Genomic DNA, 13518 nt, shown 5'->3' with positions numbered 1-13518 from the left:
TTTGCCTAATTAATAGATGAAATATAATGTTTATATAAACCATAAAGACGTTCCGAGGTGCAACTGAAACGTCTTTATGAACTATACGGTTTTAAGAATTTAGAATCTTATTTTTGGTTAACAAGCTCCATTAAATCCACATCATTACCCAAAAGAATTTCATTAGAATTGATACGACCTTTCATGCCATCATTTTCTAATTTTAGAACACCTCTAGGACAAACAGCAGAGCAAATACCACAACCTACACAACTAGAACGAACGATGTTTTCTCCTTTTTGCGCATAATGTCTAACATCGATCCCCATTTCGCAACTGTTAGAACAGTTTCCACAAGAAATACATTGTCCGCCATTGGTGGTAATTCTAAATTTTGAAAATAAACGTTGTTGAAAACCTAGGATAGCCGCCATAGGACAACCAAAACGACACCAAGAACGGTTTCCTAAAATAGGGTAGAAGCCTGTTCCTATAACTCCAGAAAAAATAGATCCTATATAAATTCCGTAAGCGGCTCTTAAAGCTCCAGCTTTAATATAAAAAAGGTGATCTGTAGTTCCTGTAAAATGCATCACTAACAAAAGGGTAATGGTAATAAAGAAACTTATAGCGCCATATTTAGCATCTTTTGCCAACTCCTGACGTTTAAAAATCATAGTCCCAGCAAATACTAAGGTTAATAAACCAATAACGAAACTGATGAAAACCCCACGAGTGAGCCAGAAATCGTTTTTATCGTAGCCTAAATAGGTGTAAACGACTGCCGTAGTCATTACAACAGAAAAGACTAAAACCACATGTATTAACCAGCGTTCTATTTTCCATGCGTATAGTTTTTTAGAAGATAATTGTCTAAAAGAATCTCCAGCAGTTTCGGCTAAACCTCCACAGCCACAAACCCATGAGCAATACCATCGTTTCCCGTATTTATACGTTAAAATTGGAGTAAAAACAAAAATGGATAAAATACCAAAAAGGAGTAAAGCGAGTCCTATAGTACCATTAGACAGAAACCCGTTTACGGACCATTCATCAAAAATATAATAGTTAAGTGGCCAAATACTCTTTAGGTCATAGTATGGTAAGTCGTTATTCATGACGTACATAAATTCAGGAATCAAAAAGGCAAAACCCAATTGAAAAAACATCACTGAAACGGTACGTAATTGTTGGTAGCGATTGTGTCTGTATTTTAAAATAAACTTATAGCCAAACGCTAAAATTGCTACGGTGTAAAGCGTCCCATAGACAAACCATTGGCTGGCGTTACGTCCACTTAATAATTGGCTTAAAGGGTCAAAAAGACTAATAAGTCCTGTGTTTTCTTCTCCATCGGTGCCTAATCCTAAATAGGTAGGGAAAAAATAAAGCACAATATAAAAGGTCGTTAGTACGACGCCAAGAATCCAACCGAGAATACCTCGAGAAGAAATGGATTTAAACCAGACGCCATCATTTTTTATGCCTTCTAATTTTGTGAGGTATGCTTCTCTAGAAAAAACGACAGTTCCGCCAATAATTGCCGCTAAAGAAAGGGTTAAAAACAGGGCTTTATTAGGGAAATTAACATTGAAAAGTGCTAGGGCAAAAATAAATAAGCCAATAACGCCAATGGCAACAGCTACTTTTTGTTTGTTATTAATTCCTAAGGCATCAGGTTTTGCCAAAGACATACTATGATTTAATTTGTTGCTCATTGTAATATGGGTTGTTTATGCTTAAAGGGTGTGCTGCTTTTAGCGGTATTAACTTTTAAAATCTATAGGGGTTAAGATTTGGCAAGTTGTGGTTGGTTAGTGTATGATTTAAGAATGTCTTTTTCAAATCTTGAATAAAATTCAGGATCAAAATTAGCTTCAGAGAGGTGATGCATTACATAATCGACATCACGTTGTTCGGTGAGCCAACGGTCAAAAACTTCGTGGCGCATGCGGATTCCAAAGGTGTTAATTCCTAAGAATTTGTGACTCTCTTTATGGAAGGCTACGGTTATACATTTGGTATCGTCTTCATGTTTCCAATGAAAATGTTGTTCGTATTCTGGGCGTCCGCGTTCGCCAAAAACCCAACCGTAAGTTTGATATTCAATATCTAAAAATTTCGCTGAGTTAAACCAGTGACCAGGATTATAGGTCATTTTATTTCCGCAAATGGTTTGTGCTAAAACCTCGCCCATCATACGGCCTGTATACCAAACGGCTTCTATAGGTCGGCGATTACCAATAGCTTCGTGTTGCTCAGCACAATCACCAATAGCATACACGTCAGGGATATTGGTTTCTAAATAACGATTTACTTTAACGCCTCTTCCTAATTCAATACCTGAGTCTTTTAAAAAATCGATATTAGGTGTCACGCCAGCGGTTAAGCCCACAACATTACAGGCAAGTTCTTCTCCTGTTTCTTCAATAATCACAGATTTTACTTTACCATTTTCATCCGTATTTATAGCCTTTAAATTTGTAGACAATCGTAAGTCTATATGGTGATTTTTAATATGTCTATTAATCATTTCGCTTTCACCTTGCGGTAAAACGCCATTCCAAAAACTATTTTCTCGGACTAAAAAGGTCACCGGAATACTTCTAGAATTTAACATCTCGGCCAATTCAATTCCTATTAAACCACCACCAACGATAACGGCACGTTTACAAACCTCATTATTTGGGGCGTGTTCTTCTAAGTGTTCTAGATCTTGTTTATGGTACATCCCCATAACGCCTTTCGCATCCTGTCCTGGCCAGCCAAATTTATTCGGTTTACTACCGGTTGCAATGACTAATTTATCATAGTTTAGGGAATCACCTTCAGCAAAATGAAGGGTTTTAGCTTCTGTATCAACGTGTTTAACATAGGCTTTCTTTAAACCGATTCGGTTCTTTTCCCAAAACCAGTTTTCATAAGGTTGTGTATGTTCAAACTTCATATGGCCCATATAAACGTACATTAAAGCGGTACGGGAGAAGAAGTAATCCGTTTCGGCAGAGATGATAGTTATTTTTTTATTTGATAACTTTCTAAGGTGTCTGGCCAAGGTCACTCCAGAAATGCCGTTGCCAATAATAACAATGTGTTCCATATCGTTGAGGTTGTAATGTGGATTATAGGTCGAAGCTTTTGTTAAAACCTTAATCTCTTAGTCGATTTTATTTAAATTTAAGCATAATTTCGCAGTATGAGACCTCTTTTTTATAGCCTTTTAAGTATTCTAATGCTCAGTTGTGCCGCAGCAAAGTATAAACCGTTAAAGATAAACGGGGTAAGTTTTGTGGCTTCTCGGGGCGTGGTTGATGCCTCCCATGTGAAACCTATTGTGAATATTAATGCGAATGCGGCAGCTGTGATGCCCTTTGGTTTTATTAGAGATCAGGCTCATCCTGAAGTGACGCACAATACTAAGCGACAATGGTTTGGAGAAACCCGCTCTGGTGCCGGACAATATATAGAAGCCCTGCATAAAGAGGGTATAAACGTTATGGTGAAACCCCAATTGTGGATTGCCCATGGTGAGTTTACCGGATTTTTAGAGGCGTCTTCAGAGGCCGATTGGAAATTATTAGAAGCGTCTTACTCCGATTTTATTTTAGAATATGCTGAAATGGCTCAAGAATATAATGTAGAGGTCTTTTGTGTTGGTACCGAACTTGAAGCCTTTATTACGCACAGACCTGCGTATTGGCAAGAGCTTATAAAAGCTGTTAAAGCAGTTTATACCGGGAAGTTAACCTATGCGGCAAATTGGGATGAGTTTTGGACAACACCTTTTTGGCACCAACTCGATTATATTGGGATTGATGCTTATTTTCCTGTGAGCACCATGCAAACTCCAACTGTTGAAGACTGTATTAAAGGCTGGGCCAAGCATAAACCAGGACTAAAAGCATTTTCTGAAAAACTAGATCGACCTATATTATTTACCGAGTTTGGGTATCGTAGTGTAGATTATACAGGAAAAGAGCCATGGCGCTACGACCGTTCTATGACGTCTGTAAATCTCATAGCACAAAATAATGCCACCCAAGCTTTATTTGATGCGGTTTGGGATGAAGATTGGTTTGCCGGAGGCTATCTGTGGAAATGGTTTGTAGATCACAACAATGTTGGCGGTGTAGATAATAATCAATTTACCCCACAGAATAAACCTGTGGAGCAAATTATAAAAGCACATTATAAAAGCTAGTTTATAAGGTTGATGTTATTCCGATTCTAAGGATTTAAATTCTTTGATGGCCTTATTGGGTTCAATAATATTATAGCCTTTCCAGAATTCAGGATCGTATTCATCCAGTGCTGTAGGTTCTGTATAAGCGGTTTGTTTTAATGCTTTAAAATCCGCTTCCGTTATGGCGTCGGTTTCAAATACAATGAGTTCTGTTTTATCAATATTTTTAACAATAAAGTGAATGTCTCCTTTTAGTTCATTTTGCTTGCGTCGGCCTTTAACATGTTTGTTTTTTTCAACAATCTTAAGTGGTCGTTTTATACCAACAAGTTCGCCTAAGGTTTCGTCTCTGTATTTTAAGGTGTATTTCTTATTTTCGTTTTTCTGAAAAATAATAGTACCTTCCTTTAAATATTTCCGCATGGAGATGCCTAATAATGAAAATTTACTCAATGGTTTTACGTTTTTGTAATCCACTCGGACCACTGCAAAATCTTCCGTGTTTACATACATTGTTCCTGAAAAATCTTCGCTTCGTTTAGGTTGAAATGGAATAACATAGACAAACATATCATTGATATAGGCGTAATCCTTCAATTCAAACTCATAGCGTTGCGATTTATGAATGATGTTAAGATCATTGTCTTCATCAATAAAATTATTGTTTTCAAAATTGTGAATCTGCAGCTTTCGCCATGCTAAAAAACTAATTTTATTAAGGGAGTCTTTCTTCTTCTGCTCGGCAATTAAGGCTTCAGTTGCTTGTTGTTCCTCTCCAAATAATGAAGGATCCATATCTTCTTTCACACTAAACCAACCCGATTTAATTTTGAAATACGAGTCGCGTTTTACGTATTTCTTAAAAATGGCGTTAAAGCGTTTTTCGTAATTGTCTAGGTTGATATCCTTCGATTTATCATATAAACGGCAGGCCTTTAAAATGTTTAATTTCTGATGTGTTTTTGGTTCTATCTTCCCGTAAATTTCACCTAAAATTTCAGTATGACTGCTATTGGTTTTTGGCATAATTTGCAGAAGACTGTCTACAAATTGCTGATTAAATTCAGGGATGGTAGATTTGTCTAAGTGCACATCATACTTGTCCATTTCATTGTAGTATGAGGTTCTATAAAACAGTTTTCGTCGCTTATAGTTATAATCGTAATTTTGAGTAAGCCGTTCTTTTATGTTTTCTAAGATTTCATCTATACTATAGGTTTTGTTGGTCACTAAAACCTCTGATAAGTCTATCGTTTGTGGGGTTAAATAGATGGGCGCTTGATTAAAATTTAATAAGGGAATCTGTTTTTCTTCATAGCCAAGGCAACTTATTTTTAAAGAATCGCTGGCCTTAATTTCTCGTCTAATGCTAATGTTAAATTCGCCTTGGTCATTGCTTATAACTCCGGTTTTAGAGTTAAATTGAATGGTTGCAAAAGGAATAGGGACTTCGGTTTTTGCGTCGCGTAAGGTGGATGAAAATGTTTGCTGTCCGTAAGATTGCGCTACCATAAAAAGGGATAGCGCAATGCAGATTTGATTGATGTTCATTTTTTGATTGATTGATTAATGGTCAGCAAATTAGAGCATTGAATTGTTTTATGAAATCGATTTAGAGTTTTGTTAAGTAAGATTTATCTTAAGTTTAACAATTGTAAAAATTTTTGATAATAAGGGAGATAAGCCTGTTTTTCTAAAATTATACTTTAGCTTTGATTAAAAAATAAGGAGGTATGAGAACATTAGCAGTTGGAGATATACACGGCGGATTAAGAGGGTTGAAAGATTTGGAACAACGTGCCCAGTTTGGGGCAGAGGATCGTTTTATTTTCTTAGGAGATTATGTTGATGGTTGGAGTGAAGCCGCTCAGGTTATTGAATACTTAATAGAATTATCTTCAACCAACACCTGTATTTTTATAAAAGGCAACCATGATGTGTGGTGTGAAAAATGGCTGGCTACGGGGACTGTAAATGAGGTGTGGTATAATCACGGCGGAAAAGAAACCATGGCAAGTTACGAGGGCCTTTCTTTAGAAGATAAACAGCGCCATCTTTATTTTTTTGAGGCGATGAAACTCTACCATATCGATACGGACAACCGCTTGTTTTTACACGCTGGTTTTACATCTATGAAAGGTGTGGAAGACGAGTTGCACACCGAGAATTTTTATTTTGATAGAACCCTTTGGGAAATGGCCTTAACATTAAATCCTAGTATAAATAAAAATTCTTTGTTTTATCCCAATCGACTAAAGCATTATAAAGAGATTTATATTGGTCATACGCCTACCATTAATTTTGGAGAAGACCAACCCATGCACCGTGGCAATGTTTGGAATGTAGATACTGGGGCCGCCTTTACCGGACCCTTATCGGCGATAGATATTGATACAAAAACCGTGTTTCAATCAGAGCTTTTAAAGACGCTTTATCCTAATGAAATGGGAAGAAATAAGAAAAAGTAAAGCATGTTAATAAATGTGCTTTTTGTAATAGTGGAGTAAGTCGTCAGCAGAAGCTCCGAAGTATTTCTTAATATAAATGGCCCAAAAATGGTATTGTAATGTCCAAACGCCATGTTTTTGGTAGCGTCGGGCTGAGGTTGTTAACTTTTTGTTGATAACCACAAAAGTGTTCCGTTCATAAAGGGCATTTATTAACATGTTATCCTCATAAATGGTATAATTTTCATCATAGCCTCCAATAGCATTAAAAAGTGAAGCGGTAATAAACTGACTTTGGTCTCCACCTCTGCAAGCACGCCAACTAAACTGAGTAAACCACCCCGCAAGTTGTAGCCACCAATGGGTGCTATTAAAGGCCATTCTAAAACAACCAGCCTTATGGCCTGCTTTTACTTCATCAATAATGAGTTGGTCAAAGCCTTTAGGAGGAAAGGAGTCGGCATGAAGAAAATATAAAATATCGCCCTTAGCATGTTTGGCCCCTTGGTTCATTTGTTTGGCTCTACCTTTTTCTGAAGTTATAAGTTGTAACTCTGTTAGCTTGAAATTTTGGTTTCGGACTTTCATTTCGCTACCATTTTTGAGAGCTTGATGAGGTAAGGTTTTAGATTGTTCAGAAGAATTTTGCGAGATAATCGCGCTAATAATGTCTGTTGTTCCATCGGTGCTTCCGCCATCCACCACAATAATTTCGCAGTGCTTTTTGGACGTCATATTTGTGACTAAATGCGACAATAAAGTTCCAATACTATCGGCTTCATTTAAAACAGGGATAATTATACTAATCATATAGTACCTACGATAGAATTAGGAGTACAGATTTAATTATTTAAATTCCAGTTGTAATCTTTGTAGTTTGCTTTTGCCGATTCTGAAATCTCATAGTCGGTATATTGGTTTAAGAATTGGATTAAACTCCCGGTAATTTCAAAATCTTTTTTAAACCATTTAAAGATTTTAGAAAGTTGAACGGCATCTTTAGTAAGTTCGTTTTTAGTAGGATCGTTTAAAAACTCTTTGGTCGCTTGGGTTAATTGTGTTTCTAATGTTGAAGCCGTAAAAGCCTTGTTCTGTAATTTAGGACAAGATATTGAAGCGCAAACTATAGAAAAGTGAATTCGAGGTTCCTTCATGGGCCTTAAAATTTTATGCTCAATCGTATTTAGGTCCTGCCAAGTGTCTCCAAATTGCCATAATTTTTGATCCCAAGGGTTTTTAATGTCTTTGATGCTTTTTACTGGATAATTTTTTAAAATTAAATCTATCGTTAAAGCGTTATAAGCATTAATCCAATAGGCCAATTTCGCTTCTTTTGTCCAAGCGTCTGTTGGCGTATTATGAGTTAAGGCGTCAATATAGATGTTTAATTCTGAAGGGTCATTTCTAAGAGCTTCGTAATTAACCTCTCCGGAGTTAGAGACATGCTTTTGTAATATGCGGTCCCAACGCGAATGGTTAAAAGTTTCCGCTGTTGTGCTGTCTTTTTTAGAAAGTAATGGCGCTTTCGGTGGAAGTGGTATAGCCTCCTCCTTGAGAGTTGCCGTGTTTTTGTTCACTACGGGAGTCGTCTTGTCTGTAAGTCGTACTTCTGTTTTTTGAAGTGTATTTTGCTCTTGAAGATTTTTAGCTCCGCAAGTGCTCAAACCTACAAGGATAAGAATGGCGGATAGATATTTTTTAGAACTCATGGTTTTAGGATTTAGATGGCGGTGTTTTACGTTTTTTAGAGAATGCAGGGTACATCGATTGCCCTATGAAATCTTGCGGAAAAGTGTCGTCATCTTCAAAGCCAATGGCAATATCTCTTCCGTTATGCGGAATATAATTGGTTTTAAAAAGGTAATCCCATAAGCTTAAAGTAATGCCGAAGTTTACGCCAAAGCGCTCGCCTTTTGGAAGTTCTTTAACATGATGCCAGATGTGCATCTTAGGATTGTTGAAAATGTATTTTAAAATGCCATAATCCCAACCCAAATTGGCATGGTTTAAATGACCTATAGCAATATTAAAAAAGTAAATGATAGCCACGTCTTGGGCATCAAAACCTCCAATAATGGCTAAAGGAATATATAAAATAGATTTGTAAACCACAGGTTCCATCCAGTGATAGCGGAGATGCCCAGCAAATCCCATTTCCTTGATGCTGTGGTGTACTTTATGGAAATTCCAAAGCCATTCAAAACGATGTAAAAGCCGATGTGTGTTCCACTGAACAAAATCAGAAACAATAAATAGAATAAATAAGCCTAACCATTTAGGAAGTTCGTTAACGTTAAACAATTGGAAACTGGATAACGATAAACCGACTAAACCAAGCACATCATTAAATAACTCGGCTACCGTATTAGACAAGGCAATGAGTATGATAAGATTCAGAAGAAAGAAATTAAAAAACATGTAAAAGGTGTCTAGCCAAAAATCTTTCCGAAATAAGGCTTGTTCTTTACGCCATGGAAAGGCAATTTCTAAAATCCATACCAACACAGAAATTAAAATAAGACCATAGAAAAAGTTGTCCCAATGATTGAGATCAATAAGTTCATATCTCAGATAATTCCAATACCCGGAATATGATTTTAGGATGAGGTCTAAGTATTTTTCCATAAAACTTTCTTGTGTTGGTAGAAAGGGTGGGTTTATAATGTTTTTATTAATTCTTTAAATAAGGTAATCATTTGCGGCTCTGCTTTTTCGGCCATAGCAATAATTTCAGAAATTTCAACCGGTTGTAGGTTGTCGGGATCACCCTCATCGGTTAATACCGACACAGCGGCAACCTTAAGATTAAGGTGATTGGCTACGATAATTTCGGGCACTGTACTCATACCTACGGCGTCAGCACCAAGGATTTTAAGCATTCTATATTCGGCACGAGTTTCTAACTGTGGCCCTACAACAGAAGCGTAAACTCCTTTATGTAAAGTGATGTTGTGTTCTTTGGCAATACGCTCAAATTTCGAATTAATTTCGGCATCATATGGCGCGCTCATATCTGTAAAACGTTCTCCTAATTCAGAAACACCTTTAAACGCTAGAGGAGAACCGCCTTGTAGATTTAAATGGTCGTCAATAAGCATTAATTCCCCTTTCTTAAAATCTAAGTTTACGGCACCAGAAGCATTAGAAACTAATAAAGTTTTAATGCCTAATTTTTCCATTATTCTTACCGGAAATGTTACGTCTTGTAAGGTGTAGCCCTCATAAATATGAAAACGGCCTTGCATCACCACCACTTTCTTACCTTCTAATAGACCGTAAATGAGTTTGCCTTTGTGAAACTCAACTGTTGCTGTTGGGAAATTAGGAATGTGGTTGTAACTAGCTTCAGCAATAATTTCAATTTCATTAATGAGCTGTCCTAAACCTGTACCTAAAATGATACCAAGTTCTGGGGTGTCAAAACCTTTACTTTGTAAATATTCTGTGCTTTCGGTGATAAGTTTAATCATTGAGTTGCTGTATTTTTTCTTGTAATTTTATATTCGATTTATAAAAGTCTGAAGCAATTAAATCTTCATAAGTATCAATATCGTTTAAGATGGCTAAGGTACGGACAGAAACCGCTTTGTTTTGTAACTCTTGTAACGTTTCCTCTAGTAAATTGGGCTCGCTCCAAGGTTTATTCTTAAAAATATCGGCATTCATTTTAGACATGCCTACTAAATAGTAACCACCATCTTCCGCCGGACCAAAAACAACTTCGCTTTGCGCTAAGGCTTTTAATCCGTTGTTAATATGTGTACTGCTTATATCTGGTAAATCCGAGCCGATTAAAACAATCTTTTCGTAACCTTCATCAAAACCTTCTTGAAAAGCATTGCACATCCGTTCGCCTAAGTCCGCACCACGTTGTGTAGTTTTATAAGTGTTTTCCCATTGTGAATTCACCACAGTGTTAGAAAAATAGATGCGTTTGTCAACGTCTAATTGCGCCGTCGCTTTTTCTGTGATTTTAACCAATTCGGTATAAACTTCAAAAGCTCCAAAATCGCCAATAGTTTTAGCCAATCGGGTTTTTACTCTGCCTAGTTTTATATTTTTTACAAATACAATAACAAGTGATTTATTCATATATTTTTTTGCCTTTTATCAACCATTTACTCCAAGCTTTAGAGTATGCGTGAATGTGTTCTGTTTCTTTTTCTTCGGAATTATAAACGGGAAAATTGTTGTTTTTCCATTCAAAAATACCACCAAATAAATTGTAAACATTGGTGTAACCTCTTTTTTTAAGCTGTTCTGCAATAGTTTCAGACCGGACCCCAAGAGAACAATAAACAACAATGTTAGTATTAAGATTAGGAAATGACAGCGCCACATCTTCCAAGTTAAAAGTAGAATACCCTACAAAAATTGCGCCTTTAATATGGCTCACCTCATATTCTTCAATTTCTCTTGCATCAAGAAGAATGGCTTTTGTTTTGGGCATCGCTAATTCTTGTACGGAAATATAGGGTACACTTTCTTTATTATAGGTTTTTAATAAAGCACTCAAGGTCTCTTGACTGTAGCCAATACAACTTAACATTAAAAAAGAAATTAATATAACCTTCCGCATTTTTAATTAGTGTAGATAACAAGGCAAACCTTACACCAAAGGTGGTGAAGCAAGTTATTATTTTTTAATATGGTGTGTGTTTTAAGGGGAATTATTGTGTTTATGTCATTGGTTTAAGATAACGTTGTACTCTAATTTACGACATAATGATGACATCGGTTTTGTGATTGTTAGAAACCGATTACCGTTTGTAGAACGCCTAATGAGCCCTAGCCTTTAGCAAAGCTCTAAAAAGCTCAGATCAAGGTTTGTTCTAGGTGTTCACTTTCTTCAAGTCTAGAGTTTTAGATATACAAAAAAACTAATGAAGGAGGCCTTAAGCCACGACACCTTGGCAACTGCTTCCCGCACCAGCTGTACAGCCATAACAATGTTGAGAAATAACAATATCACGACCTTCTAGAAGAGTTTTGTTAAAATCAGAAATATGTTTGGACGGACTATTCACAGGGAGCTCTAACATTTGGTTAAAATCGCAATCAAAAAGATAACCATCCCAACTTACAGAAAGCGTATTGGTACACATAACATTTTTTACAGCCGCAGGGTTATAAGCATCCACTAAAGCATACATGTAGTCTTCGTAATTTTCTGAGGCGATTAAATAATCTAAGAAACGGGCAATAGGTAAATTGGTTATGGCAAAGAGATTATGGAATTGAATACCAAAATCTTCCATTAAGGCTTTTTTAAAATCCTTTTCCATGGCGGCTTGATTTCCCGGTAAAAAGGCTCCTGATGGATTATAGACCAAATCTAATCTTAGCGCAGAATCGGGCATGCCGTAGCCAACGGCGTTGAGGTCTTGTAAGGCTTTTATAGATTTATCGAAAACACCATTTCCGCGTTGTTTGTCTGTTTTGCCACGCGTCCAATGTGGCATAGAGCTCACTACATGAACATTGTGTTTCTTGAAGAATTCAGGTAAGTCATGGTATTTTTTATTGGCTCTTATAATGGTTAAATTAGAACGTACTATAAAATCCTTGATTCCTACTTTGGCGGCTTCCTCTACAAACCATCTAAAATTTGGATTCATCTCAGGGGCACCACCAGTAAGATCTAAAGTGTGCGCGCCAGAGTTTTTGATGACCTCAAGACAGCGTTTCATAGTGTCTCTTGTCATAATCTCCTTTCGGTCTGGACCAGCGTCTACATGGCAATGATCACAAACCTGATTACACATATAACCAACATTAATTTGTAAAATTTCTAGAGCTTTGGCTTTAAGCGGAAATTGAGCCGTTTCTGATATTTTAGTTTTAAAGGTGGGTAATTCCCCATTTTTAAAAATACCATTAGAAAGGATGTCTAATTGTTTATTGCTTTCTGCTAAGTTGCTTCCTAGTTTTTGTAGAGATTGTGTTGCCATGGATTTAATATCAGGATTTGTAATTCTTACTTTCCCGTTAGGGAGGAGTAAGACCTTAACCGTCTAGTTTATTCACTTTATTCATCATCTGAACGCCATGAACTAATGTGGCTCCGCTTTTAATAGCAGCCCCAACATGTATGGCTTCCATCATTTCTTCTTTTGTAACGCCGCGCTCTAAACCATCTTTGGTGTAAGCATCAATACAATAAGGACATTGTTCGGTGTGTGCTACGGCTAAGGCAATGAGCGACTTTTCACGGGCGGTTAAGGCACCTTCTTCAAAAACTTTGCCGTAGTAATCAAAGAATTTAGTGCCTAATTCTTCATTCCATTCCGTGATTTTTCCAAATTTTCTTAAGTCTGCAGCGTCGTAATAGGGTTTAGACATTTCAGTATGTTTTAATTAATAAAAATCAAGATACTGTTTTCTTTTGAAGTTAACCTTAAAGCTTACAGAAATTTATGAAATCGAGATTCCAGTTAATAGGCCGTTTTGTCTATTTTCTTGGTCCATTCAGTAAAAGGTTCAAGTGCAATATCGCGGGCCAATTGCTCAAAAGGGATGCTTCTTTTTTCATAAGGAAGTGGAATTTCTTTATAAATAAATTCATCATCAAAGCCAATATTTGCAGCATCAACTTGGTTGCTTCCGTAGTAAACTTTATCTGGTCTTGCCCAATAAATAGCGCCTAAACACATAGGGCAAGGTTCGCAAGAGGTATAAATTTCACAGCCTTCTAGCTGAAAAGAATCAAGATTTTTACAAGCATCTCTGATTGCTGTAACTTCAGCATGTGCTGTAGGGTCGTTTGTAGAGGTCACCTTATTGTTTCCGCGTCCAACAATTTCTCCATCTTTTACAATAACACAACCAAAAGGGCCACCTTCATTATTGTGCATGCCTTTTAAAGCTGCATTCACAGCTTCTTTCATAAATTGTTCTTTATTTTTCATC

14 protein-coding genes are annotated in these 13518 nt (G+C 36.7%); 2 read left to right on the top strand and 12 right to left on the bottom strand.

From position 1 onward, the window contains the following. Window positions 1-107: 107 nt before the first annotated feature. A complete protein-coding gene (locus DFQ08_RS14595; RefSeq protein ID WP_114310773.1) occupies window positions 108-1697 on the bottom strand; it encodes a 4Fe-4S binding protein in 1590 nt (529 codons plus the stop codon). A gap of 71 nt (window positions 1698-1768) precedes the next feature. Beyond that, on the bottom strand, window positions 1769-3079 hold the full coding sequence (locus DFQ08_RS14590; protein ID WP_114310772.1) for an NAD(P)/FAD-dependent oxidoreductase: 1311 nt from the start codon (window positions 3077-3079) through the stop codon (window positions 1769-1771). A gap of 96 nt (window positions 3080-3175) precedes the next feature. Between DFQ08_RS14590 and DFQ08_RS14585 the strand changes: the two genes are divergently transcribed. After that, on the top strand, window positions 3176-4180 hold the full coding sequence (locus DFQ08_RS14585; RefSeq protein ID WP_114310771.1) for a glycoside hydrolase family 113: 1005 nt from the start codon (window positions 3176-3178) through the stop codon (window positions 4178-4180). A gap of 15 nt (window positions 4181-4195) precedes the next feature. On the opposite strand, the gene DFQ08_RS14580 is transcribed toward DFQ08_RS14585, so the two are convergent. After that, window positions 4196-5713 (bottom strand): carboxypeptidase-like regulatory domain-containing protein, encoded by a 1518-nt coding sequence (locus DFQ08_RS14580; protein ID WP_114310770.1) that lies wholly within the window; start codon window positions 5711-5713, stop codon window positions 4196-4198. A 182-nt stretch (window positions 5714-5895) separates the two neighbouring features. Between DFQ08_RS14580 and DFQ08_RS14575 the strand changes: the two genes are divergently transcribed. Further along, the gene (locus DFQ08_RS14575) at window positions 5896-6630 is read left to right on the top strand and encodes a metallophosphoesterase family protein (RefSeq protein WP_114310769.1); all 735 of its coding nucleotides are present in this window, start codon (window positions 5896-5898) and stop codon (window positions 6628-6630) included. 6 nt (window positions 6631-6636) lie between these two features. Here the strand turns inward: DFQ08_RS14575 and DFQ08_RS14570 are convergent, their stop codons facing one another. The 9 genes from DFQ08_RS14570 to DFQ08_RS14530 form a co-directional block, all read right to left on the bottom strand. Then, window positions 6637-7419, bottom strand: a complete 783-nt coding sequence (locus DFQ08_RS14570; RefSeq protein WP_114310768.1) for a TIGR04283 family arsenosugar biosynthesis glycosyltransferase — start codon at window positions 7417-7419, stop codon at window positions 6637-6639. Between the two features lie 32 nt (window positions 7420-7451). Next, the gene (locus DFQ08_RS14565) at window positions 7452-8318 is read right to left on the bottom strand and encodes a DUF547 domain-containing protein (protein ID WP_114310767.1); all 867 of its coding nucleotides are present in this window, start codon (window positions 8316-8318) and stop codon (window positions 7452-7454) included. A gap of 4 nt (window positions 8319-8322) precedes the next feature. Further along, window positions 8323-9234, bottom strand: a complete 912-nt coding sequence (locus tag DFQ08_RS14560; RefSeq protein ID WP_114310766.1) for a sterol desaturase family protein — start codon at window positions 9232-9234, stop codon at window positions 8323-8325. Window positions 9235-9266: 32 nt separating this feature from the next. Continuing rightward, on the bottom strand, window positions 9267-10079 hold the full coding sequence (locus DFQ08_RS14555; RefSeq protein ID WP_114310765.1) for a purine-nucleoside phosphorylase: 813 nt from the start codon (window positions 10077-10079) through the stop codon (window positions 9267-9269). Further along, window positions 10072-10701, bottom strand: a complete 630-nt coding sequence (locus DFQ08_RS14550; RefSeq protein WP_114310764.1) for a TIGR04282 family arsenosugar biosynthesis glycosyltransferase — start codon at window positions 10699-10701, stop codon at window positions 10072-10074. Before DFQ08_RS14550 ends, DFQ08_RS14555 begins: the two co-directional genes overlap by 8 nt. Next, complete coding sequence (locus DFQ08_RS14545; RefSeq protein ID WP_245935448.1) at window positions 10694-11158, bottom strand: rhodanese-like domain-containing protein; 465 nt, start codon at window positions 11156-11158, stop codon at window positions 10694-10696. The genes DFQ08_RS14550 and DFQ08_RS14545 overlap by 8 nt, the downstream gene beginning before the upstream one ends. Before the next feature lie 346 nt (window positions 11159-11504). Beyond that, window positions 11505-12560: an arsenosugar biosynthesis radical SAM (seleno)protein ArsS gene (arsS, locus tag DFQ08_RS14540; protein ID WP_114310762.1), complete on the bottom strand. Its 1056-nt coding sequence runs from the start codon at window positions 12558-12560 to the stop codon at window positions 11505-11507. 55 nt (window positions 12561-12615) lie between these two features. After that, complete coding sequence (locus DFQ08_RS14535) at window positions 12616-12951, bottom strand: arsenosugar biosynthesis-associated peroxidase-like protein (protein WP_114310761.1); 336 nt, start codon at window positions 12949-12951, stop codon at window positions 12616-12618. Window positions 12952-13043: 92 nt separating this feature from the next. Next, window positions 13044-13517, bottom strand: coding sequence for a nucleoside deaminase (locus DFQ08_RS14530; protein ID WP_114310760.1), 474 nt, complete (start codon window positions 13515-13517; stop codon window positions 13044-13046). Between the last annotated feature and the right edge of the window lies 1 nt (window position 13518).

This window comes from Winogradskyella arenosi, assembly GCF_003337305.1.
GTDB classification, from domain to species: domain Bacteria; phylum Bacteroidota; class Bacteroidia; order Flavobacteriales; family Flavobacteriaceae; genus Winogradskyella; species Winogradskyella arenosi.
Note: the sequence above shows the minus strand (reverse complement) of the source record. Positions and strands in the feature narration are given on the sequence as shown.

Coding starts and splice junctions, on each gene's coding strand:
- DFQ08_RS14590 (WP_114310772.1), bottom strand. CDS start 3,079: ATGGAACACATTGTTATTATTGGCAACGGCATTTCTGGAGTGACCTTG.
- DFQ08_RS14585 (WP_114310771.1), top strand. CDS start 3,176: ATGAGACCTCTTTTTTATAGCCTTTTAAGTATTCTAATGCTCAGTTGT.
- DFQ08_RS14595 (WP_114310773.1), bottom strand. CDS start 1,697: ATGAGCAACAAATTAAATCATAGTATGTCTTTGGCAAAACCTGATGCC.
- DFQ08_RS14545 (WP_245935448.1), bottom strand. CDS start 11,158: ATGTTAAGTTGTATTGGCTACAGTCAAGAGACCTTGAGTGCTTTATTA.
- DFQ08_RS14555 (WP_114310765.1), bottom strand. CDS start 10,079: ATGATTAAACTTATCACCGAAAGCACAGAATATTTACAAAGTAAAGGT.
- DFQ08_RS14570 (WP_114310768.1), bottom strand. CDS start 7,419: ATGATTAGTATAATTATCCCTGTTTTAAATGAAGCCGATAGTATTGGA.
- DFQ08_RS14530 (WP_114310760.1), bottom strand. CDS start 13,517: ATGAAAAATAAAGAACAATTTATGAAAGAAGCTGTGAATGCAGCTTTA.
- DFQ08_RS14575 (WP_114310769.1), top strand. CDS start 5,896: ATGAGAACATTAGCAGTTGGAGATATACACGGCGGATTAAGAGGGTTG.
- DFQ08_RS14560 (WP_114310766.1), bottom strand. CDS start 9,234: ATGGAAAAATACTTAGACCTCATCCTAAAATCATATTCCGGGTATTGG.
- DFQ08_RS14565 (WP_114310767.1), bottom strand. CDS start 8,318: ATGAGTTCTAAAAAATATCTATCCGCCATTCTTATCCTTGTAGGTTTG.
- arsS (WP_114310762.1), bottom strand. CDS start 12,560: ATGGCAACACAATCTCTACAAAAACTAGGAAGCAACTTAGCAGAAAGC.
- DFQ08_RS14550 (WP_114310764.1), bottom strand. CDS start 10,701: ATGAATAAATCACTTGTTATTGTATTTGTAAAAAATATAAAACTAGGC.
- DFQ08_RS14580 (WP_114310770.1), bottom strand. CDS start 5,713: ATGAACATCAATCAAATCTGCATTGCGCTATCCCTTTTTATGGTAGCG.
- DFQ08_RS14535 (WP_114310761.1), bottom strand. CDS start 12,951: ATGTCTAAACCCTATTACGACGCTGCAGACTTAAGAAAATTTGGAAAA.